Raw genomic sequence first — 17545 nt, forward strand, 5'->3', positions numbered from 1 at the left:
TCTTGGTTTTGGCTTATTAACATTATTATACTTATGCTAAACCATGGTTCGGGTAAAATCTTAAGCAGTATGGCTCGGTTCGATACTAGGGCATGTCCTCAATCAAGCGATTGTATCTCAATGGGCTAAACCCGTTGTCCATCAGCCAAGCTTTGCGGTTTTAAATAACTATAGTCCATTTAAGACAAAACGGTTATAAAGTTTAAACGCGCTATGTTCTGTTTAAAATGCATTGACCATGACTATAGCCTGTACCATTTTAGCGCCAATACCTGACCAATAACGCAACACTTTGTGCAACTTTATTTATTATTTACAGTGAGGATGTTTATTATGAAAAAATTACTGACCACAACTGTCATGGCCGCGTCTTTATCGGCGCTGACACTGACTGGCTGTAGTAGCACCACCAATACTGGCGCGGTGGGCGTTGATCGTCAGCAGTTGCTCTTGGTCTCTAATGAGCAGGTGTTACAATTATCAGCGCAAAGCTATGCAAAGACCTTGCAAGAAGCAAAAGCTCGCGGCTTGCTCGATACCAATAGAGCCCAGCTCAATCGCCTCAAAAACATCTCCAATCGTCTAATCGGGCAAGTCGGCGTCTATCGTCCTGATGCGGCAAAATGGCCATGGGAAGTACACACGATCAAATCAAATCAGCTCAACGCTTTTGTGATGCCAGGTGGCAAAATCATGTTTTATTCAGGCATCATCGATCGCCTCAATCTGACCGACGATGAAATCGCCGCCATCATGGGACATGAGATGTCTCACGCATTGCGTGAGCACTCACGCGAGCGTATCTCCCGCCAATACGCTACTCAAACGGGCATTGGCGTCGCCGCTAGCATCTTTGGTCTCTCGCAAGGTCAGGCGGAGCTGGCCAATGTCGCCGGTGACCTAGGCCTGAGTCGTCCGCACGGCCGTACTCAAGAAGCAGAAGCCGACCAGATTGGCCTTGAGCTAATGGCTCGCGCAGGCTACAACCCGCAGGCCGCGATTAGCTTATGGCAAAAAATGCAGCGCGCCAGCCAAGGCGAGCCGCCGCAGTTTTTGAGCACTCACCCAAGCAGCAGCAATCGCATTGCCCAGTTGCAGTCATTGATGCCCAAAGTCATGCCGCTTTACCAAAAAGCACGCCGCTAATCATCATTTAGCATGACTGATTAGATTGACTGTCAAGCAGAGTACAGACCACGGTTTGTATTCTGCTTTTTTATAAAAGTGGCCATACTCCATTGTCTGCTGAATGATAAGGCTTGCGCATCAGTGTCTGCTATAATCGGCGTCTGCTATAATAACCTCAAGCATCGCTGCAAGACGCTAGTACGTCATCGGTGCCCATACCTCATTAAACACCACCTTATCAAACAATATCGCGTAAAAGGATGCTATCCATGAGTACCACGCCTACCGCTGATGCCCTCTATGCTGAGCTACAGAGCTTGCAGCCGCAGCATATCGAGCTGATTAACGAATCGATGAATCATGCAGGCTACTTTGATGACAAAGAAAGCCATTTTAAGCTCACTATCGTAAGCGATGCCTTCGAGAGCAAGCGTTTGGTCGCTCGCCATCAACTGGTTTACGGCTTGGTAGTGCCCCTACTGACCTCGCAAGGAGGCTCGGTGCATGCCTTAGCCATACATGCCTATACGCCAACAGAATGGCAAGGGCAAAGCCCAGATAGCCCCTTGTGTGCTGGTCAAAACAGCTAAGCCATCGACAGAATAATCAACCATGACTGCGCGTCGTATGAACGTTGTGACGGTAGCGCTGCGTGATTGGATCACCTCAGAGGGAAGGATATTTAATGAAACATTTACATATGCTGATGGCCGTCCTGACCATCGTTCTGTTTTTATATCAAAGCTATCTGGTATTGAGTGCCAATAGACGCGCCCCAAAGGCGGTGAAGATAGCCACTCACATCATTTATGCGCTTGTCATCGGCTCAGGTGCCATCATGTTGATGCAGCTAATGAGTGCCAACGCCCCTGTGCAGTGGGTGTTTGCCAAGATTATTTTGCTAGTCGCTGCCATCAGTGCCAGCATAAAAGCCTTTAACAACCATGCAACGCTCGGCCAAAGGAAAACGGGGATTTTGATCTCGGCGATCGCCTATGCAGGTATCGTGATACTTGCTGTGGTCAAACCAGCCAACTTATTTTAAGGCGCTGTTTACGGAGGCTGCGAAAAACTCATCCCAGTAGCGCTTTGGAACTTATGACAGTTTTGTTTGCAACTGACTATAGCCGGCATATTTCATAAATGACATATTTTTCAATATCTTAATCTGTTTATTTTTGCTATCTTAAATATAAACAACGGCGTTTATAGCAGATATTGCTGTTTATATGACCCCCATCTTGCCTTATGGAGCCACTATGAAAACTCTATTTTCCGCGACATTACTGGCCTCAGCAGGCATTTTTGCGCTTGCAGGCTGCGCCTCGACTGGCAATATCACTCCGCAGTATGTGCCGCCCAGCACCTACCAAAACTATGACTGCCAAGCGCTGAGCCAAGAGTACAACCGTATCAATCGTTATGTCGAGACTGCGCGCAATCAGCAGTCGACCATCGCTGCCTCTGGCGTGGGGGTCGGCGTCTCAGCGGGCCGCTGGGGTATCTCACCCAATATCAGCTTTGGCGTGGGAAAAAGCAACAACACCAAAGCCCGCGATGCCAAGCTATCACGGCTCTACGGCGAGCGTGATGCCGTTGTTCAGTCCGCGCGCATCCAGCGCTGCAGCTTTGCCAGTGGCATCAAGATATATGGCGAATAGATAAACAAACAAACTATGGTGAGTTGATAGAGGTCAAATCGATAAAATACCATCGTTGCTCGTACGACCATAAAAAAGCCAATACGCGATCAACGTATTGGCTTTTTGATGAGAACATCTAGTGGTTATGATTGCAGGCTTTGTACCCACTGCACGATTTGCTGACTGGGCAACGCGCCTGACTGCCGCGCAATCTCTTTACCACCTCTAAACGCCACCATCGTCGGTAAGCTGCGTATACGATAAGGCGCGGCGGCTTGTTCGTACTTATCGGTTTGCAATTTGGCAAAGACCACTTGTGGCAATTGACTGGCAGCCTCTTTAAACTGCGGCGCCATCATGAGACACGGCTGACACCAGCTCGCCCAAAAATCCACGATGGTCAATACCTCATTTTTTTGAATGACTTTATTGACGGTGTGTGCGCTCAGCTCATGCGCGCTGCCTGTCAATAATGGCTGACGACAGCGACCACAGTTTGGCGCAGCAGTCAGCCGCGCTGCTGGTATACGGTTGGTCGCTTGGCAGTGTGGGCAGACCAGATGCAGGTTTTGTTCATTCATCATCAGACTCCTTTTTTAGCCCTTATGATTTTTGTGGCGTATGTGTTTGTTACTTTTAAATATAGCATAACTTTACATGCTGCCATTATCCCAGCGCATTGATGGGTACTTTAAGATAACGGGTACCATTGGCTTCTGGTTGCGGAAAATTCCCTGCATCGATATTGACCTGAACAGCCGGAATAATCAGACGCGGCATCGAAAGCGTGGCATCGCGCCGCTCACGCATATGCACAAACTCTGCCTCGTTGATACCGTCTTTGACATGGATATTGCCCATTTTTTGGGCGGCGACCGTGGTCGTGGGGCAGTGTTTGCGTCCTTTGCTCGGATAGTCATGACACAGATACATGATGGTATCTTCGGGAAGCGCCAGCAACTTTTGGATAGAGTGATACAGCATCTTGGCATCACCACCTGGGAAGTCACAACGCGCCGTGCCGACATCGGGGGCAAACAACGTGTCTCCGACAAACACCACGGTTTTTTCGGCATCGGCTGCCAGATAGGCCATATCTGCACGCGTATGACCTGGCACATACATCGCTGTGATGGTGATGTCGCCAAGCGCTAAGGTATCGCCGTCGTCTGTCAAAATATCGAACTGACTGGCATCGGTGCGAAAACTCATGTCAAAGTTAAAAATTTGCTTAAATATTTTTTGCACTTCCGTGATGTGCTGACCGATGACGAGCTGCCCGCCGAGTGTTTCTTTGACATGAATGGCCGCCGATATATGATCGGCATGGGCGTGGGTTTCGATGATATACACCAGCTCCCAGCCCTGCTCGCGGACAAAGGCGAGGACCTCATCGACGCTACTGGTAGCGGTGTGACCAGACTTGGCATCAAAATCCAATACAGGATCGATGATGGCACATAGCTTGTGTTGGACATCAGCCAGTACGTGCGTATAGGTCTCAGTATCGCTATGTAAGAAAGAATGAACTTGCATGGCAGCCTCGCTATCAGAATATTTCATCTATAAATATTTTTAACCTATAAATAATAGTTAAGTATGATATTGAGTCGTATATAATATTTACTCAGTTGCCGACTCGTTTATGGTGTTAATATAGCAACTCCCATATATTTTATCAATTTATATAATGTAATTAATGATAACTTGCTATCATTGATGATATCATTGATAATTAACCATATATTTATTGATGTCACCGAGACAGTTATTGCTATTTTATAAGGAGCTCACTCTGACTACTTCTACTTCAGCATCGAGTGCATCCATTCAGAGTACGAATGAGGATGCATCCACATATCCAGCAGACTTTGTCCCCGCCGATCTGGCCAAGCAGATGCAACAAGCCTCTATGCAAGCCAGCCAACTATTGAAGTCGCTCTCGCATCCTGATCGCTTGCTGCTGCTGTGTCAGCTCACCCAAGGTGAATACTGCGTCAGTGAGCTTGAAGGTTTGGTCGGCGTTGGACAGCCCAGCTTGTCGCAGCAGCTCGGTATTTTGCGCAAAGATGAGCTGGTCACGACCCGCCGCGAAGGCAAACAGATCTACTATCGTATCGCAAGTGAGGATGCGCTGGCAGTCTTAAATCTGCTGTACCAACGTTTTTGTGCCAAAACCGACTAGCCACAGTCAGTCAATAGCCGTTCACAGACGCGGACGGCCACTATCACTTGATGGCGCTGCTATTTTTTGTTGTCAAAATATTTTTTAAGATGATGTGCTGATATGTCTTCTATCGCTGCTCGCCTGATTCCCACATGGCTACGCCAATACCAGCTAGCTACCTTGCCAACTGACGTCATCGCCGGATTGGTCGTGGGCGTGCTTGTCATTCCGCAGAGTCTCGGCTACGCAGTACTGGCAGGATTACCACCTGTGTATGGCCTGTATGCGGCGATTGTGCCAGTCATTGTCTATGCTTGGCTGGGCTCGAGCAATGTCCAAGCGGTCGGTCCTGTCGCCATCACGGCTATTATGACGGCAAGTAGCTTGCTGCCCTATGCCGATAAAGGCGCTGAGCAGTACGCCTTGATGGCGAGCCTATTGGCGTTTATGGTAGGAGCGCTGCTCTGGGTAGCCGGACGTCTCAAGCTCGGCTGGATCATGCAGTTCATCAGCCGCGGGGTCTCGGCAGGCTTTGTCAGCGGTGCAGCGGTGCTTATTTTTGTCAGTCAGCTGAAGTATTTGACTGCGATTCCAGTCGCGGGTAGTAGCTTGATTGGCTATCTGTCTAGCCTGCAAATGTACATGCGCCAGCTGCATCCTCTGACCTTGCTTATCGGTGTCATCGCCTTTGCCCTTTTGGTAGCGAACCGCTACGCCAACAAGTGGGTCTGGCGTACATGGCTGGCAGCGTCATCGGCTAAATGGGCCGAGCGCTTATTTCCCCTGATTTTGCTCGGTGTGGCTATCATACTGAGTATGGCGCTGCATTGGGGCGCGCTGGGGGTTGCGACCATCGGCAGTATCCCGCAAGGGCTGCCAAGCTTCACACTACCGCATCTGCCCGATGTGCAAGAAGCGCTCAAGCTTTTGCCCACTGCAGGACTGATGGCACTGATTGTCTTTGTGTCCAGTAGCTCTGTGGCGAGCACTTATGCACGCTTGCGCGGTGAGCGTTTCGATGCCAACCATGAGCTAACTGGTCTTGGGCTAGCCAACTTATCTGGCGGTCTGTTTCAGAGCTTTGCGGTCGCTGGCGGGTTTTCGCGTACCGCCATCAACGTCGACTCAGGGGCCAAAACGCCAATGGCCAGCCTCGTCACTGTAGTGGTGATGATCGCCGCGCTGATCGCTTTTGGTAATGCACTCGCGCCGCTACCCTATGCGCTGCTAGGAGCGACCATCATGGCCTCTATCATTGGGCTTATCGATATCGATACCCTAAAGTCGGCGTGGCAGCGAGATCGTTTGGATGCCGCCAGCTTTATCGCAGCGTTTGCAGGCGTACTGATATTTGGTCTAAATACAGGACTGGTCATCGGTCTGATGGTGTCTTTTGCCAGCCTTATCTGGCAATCGAGTAAACCGCACGTGGCGATCGTCGGTCAGTTGGGCGGCACTGGTCACTTTCGCAATATCAATCGTCATGATGTGGTGACTTTTGATAATTTGTTGCTACTGCGTATCGATGAAAGCTTGTTTTTTGGCAACAGTGAATCGGTGCACCTGCGCATTTTAAAGGCATTACAACAATACCCCGAGGCGCGCGAGCTTATCTTAATCATGTCTGCTGTCAACCATATCGACCTGACCGCCCAAGAGATGCTCAGTACGCTCAACAAAGAGCTGGCACAACAACATAAACGTCTGCACTTTAGCTTTGTGAAGGGGCCTGTCATGGATGTCATCGGTCACACGCCGCTCATCACCGAGCTATCAGGGCAGGTCTATCTCAGTACACTAGACGCGGTCAATGCGTTGACAGCGCGCTAGCAGGCGGTTGGCATAATGGCTTTATGGTTGCAAGCTGATGTTTGCCGCTTTGTTTTTACGACATCGCATCAATCACTGGTGTCACTGGCAATAAAATATCGTTATGATAGGATATAAAGCAGGCTGTTTTTTGTATAGACAAATAAATTAAAATAGTAGGCTGTCATCTCCCGCTCACGGAGGGTGCCTGACGCTTTACCGTCTGATGACAGACCGACTGCCCTATCCCATTTTTCACATATTTAATCGAAGCTATTTATGACCGATGACATAACGATTTATAAGCAAATTTATCCCAGCCAGTGTATCAAACTTGCCGAGCTGGGCTATCGCTCTGTGCTCAACATTCGACCTGATGCAGAAGTGGAGTCACAGCCCAATAATGGCGAGTTTGCCGATGCTACCGAGCAGGCAAACCTAAGCTATCATCATCTGCCTTTTGATGATGAGCGTTTGAGTATGCTGACCGTCGAGCAGTTTGCCGCCCTTTATCACACGCTGCCCAAACCCATCTTGATGTTTTGTGGTACTGGAGCGCGTGCCAAGCTCTTGTATCAAAGCGCCTTAATGCAGGGTTTGTTGTAAGCCTATATAGCCGAGTGCCGCTGGCGGTATTACCCTGCGCTCTATGACTGTATGGCTTTATGAATACACGCTATAAGCTATAAGCGACAAGCAGCCATCTCTGATTTTTGGCTGATAAGCCATGATAGAGCCCAACAGCTCTATACACGTAAAATGCTGGCGCAAAAACCAGCCCACACAACTAAAAATAGGAAGATTTATGAGTCATCAAGTTCGTATCACAGGGCAAATCACCCCTGACCAAGTCCCTATGCTCGCCGAAAATGGTTTTAAAACCATCATCAATAACCGTCCTGATGGCGAAGAGCCAGGACAGCCAACCAGCGCAGAGATTGAAGCGGCAGCGACCGAGGCAGGCTTGGCTTACAAAGAAGTGTCTTTTGCCGGTAGTGAGCTCAGCCAACACCACGTCGAAGAATTCGCAGATTTTTTTAATCAAGCCGAACAGCCCATGCTGATCTTTTGCCGTACGGGCAACCGCTCAACCGGTATCTACGAAGCGGCCAAACGCATGGATTTGTTAGACGACTAGCCTATCATTAAGTCAGGCACCCGCCAGATACCTCATGGTAATAACAATAAGTGCCAGTGCTAATGACATTAACAATGCTCAAAACGCATGGCATAAACGATGAACCATAAAAACCCCTGAAGCCTATATAGGCTTCAGGGGTTTGTTTTATAAAAGATAAGTAGTTAAGTAAGAGCTTACTGCATAACCAAGTATTCAAATGCTGATAATGCCGCTTTACTGCCCTCACCCATCGCGATATTGATCTGCTTAAAAGGGACTGTGGTCACGTCACCACAAGCAAAGATACCTTTGCGATCGGTACGGCAGCGCTCATCAATCTCAATCTCACCAAAGCGGTTTAGATCGACAAAGCCTTTGACAAAATCCGTGTTTGGCATCAGACCAATCTGGACAAACACCCCTGACAAATCGCGCTCATGGGTCTCACCAGTGCTGCGATCTTGATAAACGATAGACGTTACCTTATTGTCAGTCGCTTTGATCTCTTGAGTGGCCGCATTGGTGATAAACTCGATATTGTCTTTTTCTTTGGCTTTATTAATCAGCACCTGATCGGCTTTGAGGTCGTCTGCAAACTCAAGCACCGTCACATGATTGACAATACCCGCTAAGTCCAGTGCTGCCTCGACACCTGAGTTACCACCACCGATGACGGCGATGTCTTTACCTTTAAAGAACGGGCCATCACAGTGAGCACAGTAAGCCACGCCTTGACCGATGTTTTCTTCTTCGCCTGGCACACCAAGCTTACGCCACTGGGCACCGGTCGCAAGGATAATGCTGCGCGTCTCAAAGCTCTCACCGGTGTTTAGATGAATGCTGTAGTTTTCCTCGGCCGTCTCACCGATTTCTTTGACACTGACGTGCTCTTTTAGGGTGATGTTGTACTCGCGCAAGTGTTTTTCAAAGTTGGCTGACAACTCGTTACCCGTGGTCAACGGTACAGAGATCAGGTTTTCAATGTCTTGCGTGTCTTTTACTTGTCCGCCAATACGGTCAGCGACCATGGTGACTTTGAGGCCTTTACGCGCGGTATAAATCGCAGCGGCAACCCCAGCAGGACCAGCACCGATGATGGTGACATCTTGCTGCTCTAATTGGTCTTCGTCAGCGCCTGCCTCTGCTAGCAAATCAGGGAACTGCTCTTGCATTTTTTCGATGAGCTTTGCCGTATCGATCAGACCGTTGGCAAATGGCTTACCGTTTAAGAAAACCGCTGGCACGCCTTGAATATTGTTTGCCTCGACCTGCTCTTGGAACAACGCACCATCGATCATCTCGTTGCTGATATCATCGTTGAGTATCGCAAATTGGTTAAGCGCTTGCACCACTTCTGGGCAGCTGTGGCAAGACAATGAGACATAAGTCTGGAACTGCAACGGCTTATTAAAGCGTTTGATCAGTTTTTGAATACCCTCATCTAACTTCAGCGTATGACCGCCCGCTTGCAAGATTGCTAAAACCAGCGAGGTAAACTCATGGCCACCTGGGATACCGCTAAAGACGATACCCGTATCACTTAGCGCACCATCGATATGGCTATAAATCGCAAAGCTGATCGCGCTTGGCAGACTGTCGTCAGTGGCTTGTGCATCGAAATTGATCTTATCAGTCGTGCCTGCGATTTTACTCAAAAACTCAATCAACTCACTGCGTTTTTCGTGCTCACCGCTACCCAATACAAAGGTAATCGGACGAGTCATGTTTTCGCTATAGCTTTTGATCGCATCTAATAAATTTTGATCTATCATGTTTGTTCCTCATCATTATTGGATATGTAACGGCAACTGTCGCATTGCCTGTTCAAATACGGTTTTTTTGTGACTGTTTCTGTTATAAAAAAGCGGTTGGGCATTTGGTTTATGCCCTTTGATGTCTCTATTATCATAGGTTTAGGCATGTTGGGCAAGCTGAGAAACTCAAACCTTACGTTTTATAAAACCAATCGTAAACGATTAAATATGATTAATACTAAAACCACCCTTGACGGATTGCCATGGTATCAAGGCTGTTTTTTCGCTACAATCAAATAAGACGAATGGGAAGGGTTCTTATTTGTCTGCATCAACCTCAAGTCTCACCATTACAGCAATCTTAACGATCATGCGCTCATACTTGCTGGTGTTTGTGGCAAGCTGGCGCTTCATAACAAGGATGACAATATGAGAAAGACTGATACATGGCAAGATAACCGAGAGATCATCAGCGAGCTAAAACAAAAAGACAGTCACTTTGCCAGCATTTTTGATGAGCACACCATGCTGGATCAGCAAATCAATCAGCTGGAAAAAGACACAGTCAAACATACCAGCCGCGAAGACGAAATCGAGCAAATGAAACGACGAAAGCTGCATTTAAAAGATGAAATTTATCAAATCATCGATAAAAACAAACTACAGTCTCAGGCTTAGTACCACACGCCCTAGGGCAAAAACACAAACATTTTTTAATCATATAAACCCCCATCAATCTTTGCTGATGGGGGTTTTGTTTCATAATATAACTAGGGCGTGTCTTCAATTCGATTGATCGCGACTTTGCCAGCCAGCTTGCCATCTGGATAGTCGCGCGGTAGTACCTCAGGGCTTGGGTGCTGTTGTTTTAGCGAGCCTAGCAAAGACTGCTGCTGCTAAGGAAAGTTTTTATTTTTTGATTGATGACTTATGATTTTACTCTTTTATTATCATATTCATTCTTATAATGGTTGTGATTAAATCATCGATGATAAAACAAGCTGTTGAATAATCTACTGCCGCTTATCATTTAAAGCCTGTAATCAGCACAAATAACCGAAAATAGAATTTGGTAAAATCTGGTGTCAACCTGTGGACGAGATGTAAAAAAAGACCCTATCAACATCTGCTGATAGGGTCTTTGTCTATATGATACTGGCTCTAAACATAGTTAGTCGTCAGTGCCATAAAGTTACCTAAGAGGTCTATCGACTACTTAGATTTTACCAACCAAATCAAGGCTTGGTTTTAGCGTTGCTTGACCTTGCTCCCAAGCGGCTGGGCAAACTTCGCCGTCGTTGTCACGAACGTACTGAGCGGCTTTTACTTTGCGAACCACGTCTTTTGCGCTACGGCCGATGCCTAGGTCATGGATTTCAGCTACTTTGATGAGGCCGTCTGGGTCGACGATGAAAGTACCGCGAAGGGCAGCGTTGTCTTCTTCGATCATGATGTTAAAACCACGAGTGATTTTACCAGTGCCATCACCTAGCATTGGGAAAGTGACTTTACCAATCGCTTCTGAAGAGTCGTGCCATGCTTTGTGCACAAAATGCGTGTCAGTTGATACTGAGTACACTTCTACGCCTAAGTCTTTTAGCTCTTGGTAATGGTTTGCCATGTCTTCAAGCTCAGTTGGGCAAACAAAAGTAAAGTCATGTGGGTAAAACATAAACACAGCCCAGCTGCCTTTTACGTCTTCTGAAGTGATGGTTTTGAACTCACCGTTTACAAACGCTTCTGTTGAGAATTCTGGGATTTCTTGATTGATAATAGCTGCCATGATTGGCTCCTTTTTTGATTACAGTGTTTTAAGTTGCATTGTGATGATAGAGTTGGCTGTTTTTACCAAGCCTTTAACTCTCTGGGTTACATGACAAACTATACGCGAATTTCATGGTTAATCCAGTTAAAAGTTTTTAATGTGATGTTTTGTTTTATTAAACTTGTTAAACTATTATCTCTAGTTTTTATCATCAGTGCTGTACGCGTGTATGCTGGCCTGATAGTAAGCAAGTATCTTACATCAATCATCTGACAAGATAGCATTAAAAAGCCCATAAATAGAGAGGTTTTATGATTACTTTACGTCAACTTGAGTTTGCCTTAGCCGTCGCCAAACACCGCCATTTTAAGCGCGCGGCCGAAGAGTGCAATATTTCACAGTCTGCGCTGAGTCTCGGTATCGCTGAGCTCGAAAAACAGCTAGATACGCAGATTTTTGAGCGTAATAATAAGCAAGTGCTGATCACCCCGATTGGGCAAGATATCTTGACACGCGCTCAGCGGGTGTTTTCTGAAGTGCGGGATTTGACCACCCGCGCCCACAGTCACAAGACCCCGCTTGCATATCCGATGACAGTCGGTATCATTCCAACGATTGCCCCGTACTTACTGCCTAAAGTACTGCCCGCGCTGCGCGAGCATTATCCTGAGTTTCGCATGACCATCATCGAGCAGCAAACCGAACGCCTACTCGAGCAGGTGCGCTACGGCCATATCGATACTGCTATTATTGCGTTGCCTTATGCCGTCGATGGGCTACACAGTTTTGAGTTTTGGAGTGAGGACTTTTTTGCCGTATTCCCCAAAGACGATGTGCACGCCAAACTTGAGACCATCAATGCTGATGAGCTGGCGACAGCCAATTTGATGCTCCTCGGTGAAGGGCACTGCTTGACCGATCAAACCTTATCGGTCTGTCACTTCGATCGCGCGCAGATGAAATCGAGCTTTTCTGATGCCAGTCTCAATACTTTGATTCAGATGGCACTTGCCAACATGGGGACGACGCTGGTGCCAGAGATGGCCTTAGATCAGCTGCATTTGCAAAACCGCAATGCTGTCGCCGTACCACTGGCAGAAGACGGCCCGCATCGTCATATCGCCTTTGTCACGCGTTTAAACTATGCGCGAGTCGATGATGTCAACTTGCTGGGTAAAGTATTTAAGCAGGCCTTTGAAGACGCGGCAAACAAGTCCTAAGCTGCAGGACTTAGCCGTAATGAGTAGTCATAAGCAAAGCAACTTAGGTGAGTTATGCGCCAATTTTCGCAAATAGCTCTTAATTCTGGTCATTACCTTGCCCGGCACTTATCTGCGATAAATAGCGATATCAAGCCGGCGACAGTCCATGCGTTGTGGCAAGATATCGCTACTCGCTATAACGAAAAACAGCGCGCTTATCATACCTTACGTCACTTGCAGCAATTGTTTGGACAGTTTGAGCAAATAAAGCATAAGCTTAATGAGCCTCATATTGTCGCATTAGCCCTGTTTTATCATGATGTGGTATACGATCCGCTGCGTACAGACAATGAGCAAAAAAGCGCCGAGTATGCAGCAAAGACGTTACGCCCGTATCTGAGCGCTGAGCAGTGCGAGTATCTCTATGCGCTGATCATGATGACCGCCAACCATCAACTTACGGGGCTATCCGACCCTGACAAAGTCAATGATGCCGCTTATCTATTGGATATGGATTTAAGCATTTTGGCTGCGCCTTGGCCACAGTACGAGCGCTATGCGCAAGCGGTGCGCCAAGAGTATGGCCATGTGCCATTAGCCGAATATCGTACAGGACGAATGGCAGTATTAAACAGACTATTGGCGCATCCAAAACTTTATCTGACTCCTTATTACTATGAGCGGCTTGAGACGCCAGCGCGAGCGAACATCCAACGCGAGCTTACTTTGCTTGCAGCTTAATAAATAGCTCGCTGCCTTGCCGTGCCGGATGTGAGTTATAGCAGCGCTCCATAATATCGATATCAAAATGGCTGGCAAAATGCTGCTGATACGCTTCTTTTGTACCACCAAAGGGCGGCTCATCACGGCCAAAATCGACATCAAACAACACACCAACCAGCTTACTTTGTGGTTTGAGCAGTGAGGCCATTTTTTTGACATAGTCGTCGCGGCGTGAAGGGTCAATGGCACAAAAAAACGTCTGCTCAAGTACCCAATCAAACTGATACTGTGCAGGCGATAACTCAAAAAAGTCGGCACAAACTAAATGCTCAGATGGAAAGTCAGGATAGCGCTCGGCAAAGTCATTGATGGGCGCTGGAGCAAAGTCCACCAGCGTCACATTGGTAAAGCCTTGCTCATACAAATAGCCTACCTCGTAAGCATTCCCCGCTCCTGGCACCAAGATAGCCTGCGCCTTAGCAGATTCAGGCAACTGATCTATATAGGCTTTGAGCGGTGGCGACACTTGTCCCATATCCCAACCGATACTGTCTTGCTCGTAGCGCTGCTGCCAAAACTCGGCTTGACTGACATTTCCCATATTATATTTATCCTTGATTGCTTATTTTAAATAATACGTTTTGTACTGTTATAGATTATCATATCAGTATTATATAGGTTACTTGGCGTTATTATTGATATAGTCGATGCACTCTTAATCCAACTGCCCTGTCTTGCCTGCTAGCATATCGTGCCAATACCGGTAGTCTGGCATCGCGGTCGCCACCGTTTGCCAAAACTCATGGCTATGGTTGGCATGATGCAGGTGACACAGCTCATGGACGATGACATATTCGGTGCATTCAAGCGGATAGGCAGGCAGATATACAGATAGCCAAATACGACGCGCGCGCGTGTTGCAGCTGCCCCAGCGCGTGTGCATCTTTTTTAGGCGTATCTCATTGGCATAGGCACCGACCACAGGTTGCCATTTGTCAAACAATGACGGCATGGTAGCCGCAAGCTGCTCACGGTAATAGGCCAGTTTTTTATCACGGCTGAGGGTCAGGGATTGCTCGGCACCCCAAAGTAAAATAGGGCTGTCGGCCGTTGAAGAGTCCGCTAAAGGACGGTGTTTACGCTGGTGCTGCTCTAAGACCTGTGCGTGATTGTCGATTGCCCAAGACACACGCTTGGCAATGGCTTGCTCGATTTGCGCGGTACTGATAAAAGCCGGTGCGGAGACCATCAATGTGTAAGGCTTTAAGCGAAAATTGATGTTTTTGACGCGCTTTTTATGGACTTGCAGCTCTATCCCTGCCTGCGCAAGATGTTGTCTCACCGCATGTAAACTGATGGCCTGTCTCCTTACATTCTTGCTTTATTATTTAGCATTCACCGCCGTTACAGCGCTTGTAAATGATTGTCAAAAGACATTTTATGCCACTTGCTATCGCTCCTCACTTGCCAAGCGTTATCTAATGATGTGCTGGCGGCTAACGCTGCTGTCGGTGCCGACTTCACCTCTAATGTCGTTAGCCGTCCTTGCCCATCACTCACGATAAAGCCTGCTTTTTTCTCATCAGCCAACACCGACGCGCCCGCACAATCTGGCAAACTGACATCGTTGATTAGCTGCCGCGTATTTAGATCATAAATCGCCGCACAGCCGCCAATCGGGGTGGTGACGCATAGTAAGTCATGCACGCTGTCGACGGCGACGCTGGCGATATACTGATGAAAGCGCTGCCACTCATCATCAGGCATAGTGAGCGGCTCGAAGTCAGCTTCGCCGCGCTGATGCGTCAGTACCAAGGGCACATTGATATGCTTATCTCCTTGAAACTGAATACCAATCATCACCGTGCCATCGTCATGCATGGCGAGATGACGCACGCTCATCTGGTTGTGCGCTGGGACGACCTGCTCCAGCAACGCGCCCGTATGACGATTGAGATACACCAATGATGGACGCATACTATCGAGATTTAGCTCTTCGCGTGAGGCGCGCTCGGTTTTGATACCGCCATTGGCGATCACCAGTGTGTCGCCATTAGGATGCATCACCAGCTCATGCGGGCCGATACCAAAAGTATCAAATTCTGCGATTTTCTGATAGCCATTAGTCGCATCATAGACACCGATTTTGCCATCGAGGCTCACCGTATCGTTTTCGGTCACATACAAACGCTGGGCATCTAAGCTATAGCAGGCATGGCCATAAAAATGTCGATGGCTTGGCGCTTGAATGGCTGTCTTGACCTGTCCTGTGGCAGTATCAAGCACCCAAAACCTCTCACTAGGACGACGTCCCATCACCACAACATCACGGCGCTGCTGATGATTGGTTTTATGGTATTGCATATCGTACTGGGTATCTGTATCAAACACTCCATCGACAGACGGCTGTACGACGATATCATGGACACGCTCAGGCATGGTGGTCTGCCAAACGATCTGTCTATCAGCGTCAATACCGACGACGCCAAAATCATTATCAGACTGGCCATCAGGGTGGTCAGTGACGGTGAGATTTTTTGGCATAGACGCCACCCCACTTACCCAGCACACGGGGCGTGCCATCATGGTGGTGGTATGCACAGCAGCCAAATCAGATATAACGTTGTTATCAGTGTTATCAGTGTTATCAGTGTTATCAGTGTTATCAGTGTTATCAGTGTTATCTGAATAAGGCTGCTGATAGGCTCGCTGCCATGTCACCGCCGCCTGCTGGCAAGCATGGCGAAAGCGTGATAGCTTTGACCACTTAGGCTGCTCCGACGGCTGTGGCACTGAACTACTGCTCAACTGCCATGTTTGCCACTGCGCGCGGACACCGATCACGTAATCTTGCAAGCTTGCATCGGGCTGCCGGCGTTTACGATAATGATGATGGACAGCGATCAGCACCGCCGTACCTGTGACGCTAGCGAGCGTCGTCGTGACAGCGGACGTCAGTCGCTCGTGGCGAGACTGATTGCCTTCGTGCAGCAGTAAAGCTCGGGTATGGGTATCATCGTCACGCTTACGCATTATTTAATCGCCATCGGTACTATTAAAGCCCACACGGATACCGAGTGTCGGTATCAGCTGGCGCTTGATAATACGGGTAATGGAGGTTAGATGGTCATACAATTCTTGCTGCGTTGCTTTATCAGCCGTGGCGATATCCTCTGGCATCTGTGCCAATAGCGTGGTGGCATCTGCTAAGGCAGTCGATAGCGTATCAGCGACGTTGTTTTCATTATTACTGCCGAGGATTGCCGTCAGGACAGGGTCGGTCAGCGCCTCATTTAACGTGGCTAATTTGGCATTGATAATGGCGCGGCTTTGGCCAGCAGTGGCGGCTGGCACATGACCTTTGGCTTTGCCGGTCAGTCCCAAAGGCTGGTCAATGGCGTTAGACTTCATGGTCTCAACCAATGACAATAACGAATTGAACCATTGGTTTAAGCCTTGATCGCTATCAGCTGTTTTATCAATCGCCAACAGTGTTGTCGCGTTTTTTTGCCAGTCTTGTTCGATGTTTTGTAGGCGCGTACTCAAGGCATCACTGGCGCTTAGCACATAAGCACACTGCCCCGCATCCAAGCGATCATTGGCGTACAGAGCTTCTTCTAGCCCTGGCACCCCTTGCACAATAGCACTCTCATCAGCGAGCTGCGCTGCGGTGAGCTTTGGATTGGCTGCGATCAAATCAGCCACACCGCTATGCACCAGCCCGCGCTCATCAGGATAGTAGTTGATATATAGGTTGCTCATGCTAGCGGTGGCAGGCCCAAAGTTGATCATCTCAGCGCGCGCCCACGCTTGTGCCAGCACCAGCCACTGATCCCGCAGCGCTTGCAGCTCATCACCGCTGACTGCGTCTGACTGACAGTGCTTTTGTGCCAGCTCATGCAGCAGCTCACTTTGGCGCGCTGCATCGGCATAGGCAGGAATGACGAGATCATCTGCCACATGGGTCAGATAAGTCTTTTCTGTCTCAGCGCTGATATCGACAGCAGCGATACGCTCTGTCCTGTTATTTTTATCATCTACAGACGGCGTAGCGGCGCTATCTTGCGTGACTTCTTGACCCTCAGAGTCTAGCGCTTTGTTTTCATCTGCAGGTTTGACGCAGCTGATCAGCAGGCCCGCGCTCAAAGCAGACAGTGCCATTGCTACAGCAGGGTTTATTTTCATAATTTTCTCGGTATTTGTATGAGTGATTTTATCAATTGTTTATTGGTCG

General features: G+C 48.2%; 19 protein-coding genes. 11 read left to right on the forward strand and 8 right to left on the reverse strand.

Annotation, left to right across the window (positions count from 1 at the left end):
* The first annotated feature begins 333 nt into the window (after positions 1–333).
* The 4 genes from CAP50_RS10985 (at position 334) to CAP50_RS11000 (ending at position 2789) form a co-directional block, all read left to right on the forward strand.
* A complete protein-coding gene (locus CAP50_RS10985) occupies positions 334–1146 on the forward strand; it encodes a M48 family metallopeptidase (protein WP_100750017.1) in 813 nt (270 codons plus the stop codon).
* Between the two features lie 251 nt (positions 1147–1397).
* Entirely contained in the window at positions 1398–1718 is a 321-nt protein-coding gene (locus tag CAP50_RS10990; RefSeq protein WP_172953125.1) for a BolA family protein, read from the forward strand.
* Between the two features lie 95 nt (positions 1719–1813).
* On the forward strand, positions 1814–2173 hold the full coding sequence (locus CAP50_RS10995; protein WP_100750019.1) for a SirB2 family protein: 360 nt from the start codon (positions 1814–1816) through the stop codon (positions 2171–2173).
* A 214-nt stretch (positions 2174–2387) separates the two neighbouring features.
* Complete coding sequence (locus CAP50_RS11000; protein WP_100750020.1) at positions 2388–2789, forward strand: hypothetical protein; 402 nt, start codon at positions 2388–2390, stop codon at positions 2787–2789.
* A gap of 125 nt (positions 2790–2914) precedes the next feature.
* On the opposite strand, the gene trxC is transcribed toward CAP50_RS11000, so the two are convergent.
* Positions 2915–3352, reverse strand: a complete 438-nt coding sequence (gene trxC, locus CAP50_RS11005) for a thioredoxin TrxC (RefSeq protein WP_075100416.1) — start codon at positions 3350–3352, stop codon at positions 2915–2917.
* A gap of 85 nt (positions 3353–3437) precedes the next feature.
* Complete coding sequence (locus CAP50_RS11010; RefSeq protein ID WP_100750100.1) at positions 3438–4307, reverse strand: MBL fold metallo-hydrolase; 870 nt, start codon at positions 4305–4307, stop codon at positions 3438–3440.
* A 235-nt stretch (positions 4308–4542) separates the two neighbouring features.
* Between CAP50_RS11010 and CAP50_RS11015 the strand changes: the two genes are divergently transcribed.
* The 4 genes from CAP50_RS11015 (at position 4543) to CAP50_RS11030 (ending at position 7885) form a co-directional block, all read left to right on the forward strand.
* The gene (locus tag CAP50_RS11015; protein WP_424108359.1) at positions 4543–4956 is read left to right on the forward strand and encodes an ArsR/SmtB family transcription factor; all 414 of its coding nucleotides are present in this window, start codon (positions 4543–4545) and stop codon (positions 4954–4956) included.
* Positions 4957–5058: 102 nt separating this feature from the next.
* A complete protein-coding gene (locus CAP50_RS11020) occupies positions 5059–6768 on the forward strand; it encodes a SulP family inorganic anion transporter (protein WP_100750022.1) in 1710 nt (569 codons plus the stop codon).
* A 258-nt stretch (positions 6769–7026) separates the two neighbouring features.
* Positions 7027–7353 (forward strand): beta-lactamase hydrolase domain-containing protein, encoded by a 327-nt coding sequence (locus CAP50_RS11025; protein ID WP_100750023.1) that lies wholly within the window; start codon positions 7027–7029, stop codon positions 7351–7353.
* A gap of 199 nt (positions 7354–7552) precedes the next feature.
* On the forward strand, positions 7553–7885 hold the full coding sequence (locus tag CAP50_RS11030) for a TIGR01244 family sulfur transferase (RefSeq protein ID WP_100750024.1): 333 nt from the start codon (positions 7553–7555) through the stop codon (positions 7883–7885).
* Positions 7886–8061: 176 nt separating this feature from the next.
* Here CAP50_RS11030 and ahpF read toward each other — a convergent pair whose 3' ends face one another.
* Complete coding sequence (gene ahpF, locus CAP50_RS11035) at positions 8062–9639, reverse strand: alkyl hydroperoxide reductase subunit F (RefSeq protein WP_100750025.1); 1578 nt, start codon at positions 9637–9639, stop codon at positions 8062–8064.
* Between the two features lie 411 nt (positions 9640–10050).
* On the opposite strand from ahpF, the gene CAP50_RS11040 reads away from it, so the two are divergent.
* On the forward strand, positions 10051–10299 hold the full coding sequence (locus CAP50_RS11040; RefSeq protein ID WP_075100410.1) for a YdcH family protein: 249 nt from the start codon (positions 10051–10053) through the stop codon (positions 10297–10299).
* A gap of 538 nt (positions 10300–10837) precedes the next feature.
* Here the strand turns inward: CAP50_RS11040 and ahpC are convergent.
* A complete protein-coding gene (ahpC, locus tag CAP50_RS11045; protein ID WP_075100409.1) occupies positions 10838–11404 on the reverse strand; it encodes an alkyl hydroperoxide reductase subunit C in 567 nt (188 codons plus the stop codon).
* 293 nt (positions 11405–11697) lie between these two features.
* On the opposite strand from ahpC, the gene CAP50_RS11050 reads away from it, so the two are divergent.
* On the forward strand, positions 11698–12606 hold the full coding sequence (locus CAP50_RS11050; protein ID WP_075100408.1) for a hydrogen peroxide-inducible genes activator: 909 nt from the start codon (positions 11698–11700) through the stop codon (positions 12604–12606).
* A 54-nt stretch (positions 12607–12660) separates the two neighbouring features.
* Positions 12661–13329, forward strand: coding sequence for an HD domain-containing protein (locus CAP50_RS11055; RefSeq protein ID WP_100750026.1), 669 nt, complete (start codon positions 12661–12663; stop codon positions 13327–13329).
* Here the strand turns inward: CAP50_RS11055 and CAP50_RS11060 are convergent.
* The 4 genes from CAP50_RS11060 to CAP50_RS11075 form a co-directional block, all read right to left on the reverse strand.
* Positions 13310–13912 (reverse strand): methyltransferase domain-containing protein, encoded by a 603-nt coding sequence (locus CAP50_RS11060; RefSeq protein ID WP_100750027.1) that lies wholly within the window; start codon positions 13910–13912, stop codon positions 13310–13312. The genes CAP50_RS11055 and CAP50_RS11060 overlap by 20 nt on opposite strands.
* A 114-nt stretch (positions 13913–14026) precedes the next feature.
* Complete coding sequence (locus CAP50_RS11065) at positions 14027–14653, reverse strand: M48 family metallopeptidase (RefSeq protein WP_241900750.1); 627 nt, start codon at positions 14651–14653, stop codon at positions 14027–14029.
* A 62-nt stretch (positions 14654–14715) separates the two neighbouring features.
* Complete coding sequence (locus tag CAP50_RS11070) at positions 14716–16344, reverse strand: DUF1513 domain-containing protein (RefSeq protein WP_100750028.1); 1629 nt, start codon at positions 16342–16344, stop codon at positions 14716–14718.
* Positions 16345–16347: 3 nt separating this feature from the next.
* Positions 16348–17496, reverse strand: coding sequence for an imelysin family protein (locus tag CAP50_RS11075; protein ID WP_100750029.1), 1149 nt, complete (start codon positions 17494–17496; stop codon positions 16348–16350).
* Positions 17497–17545: the final 49 nt, after the last annotated feature.

This window comes from Psychrobacter sp. L7, from assembly GCF_002810365.1.
In the GTDB taxonomy this organism is placed as follows: Bacteria; Pseudomonadota; Gammaproteobacteria; order Pseudomonadales; family Moraxellaceae; genus Psychrobacter; species Psychrobacter celer.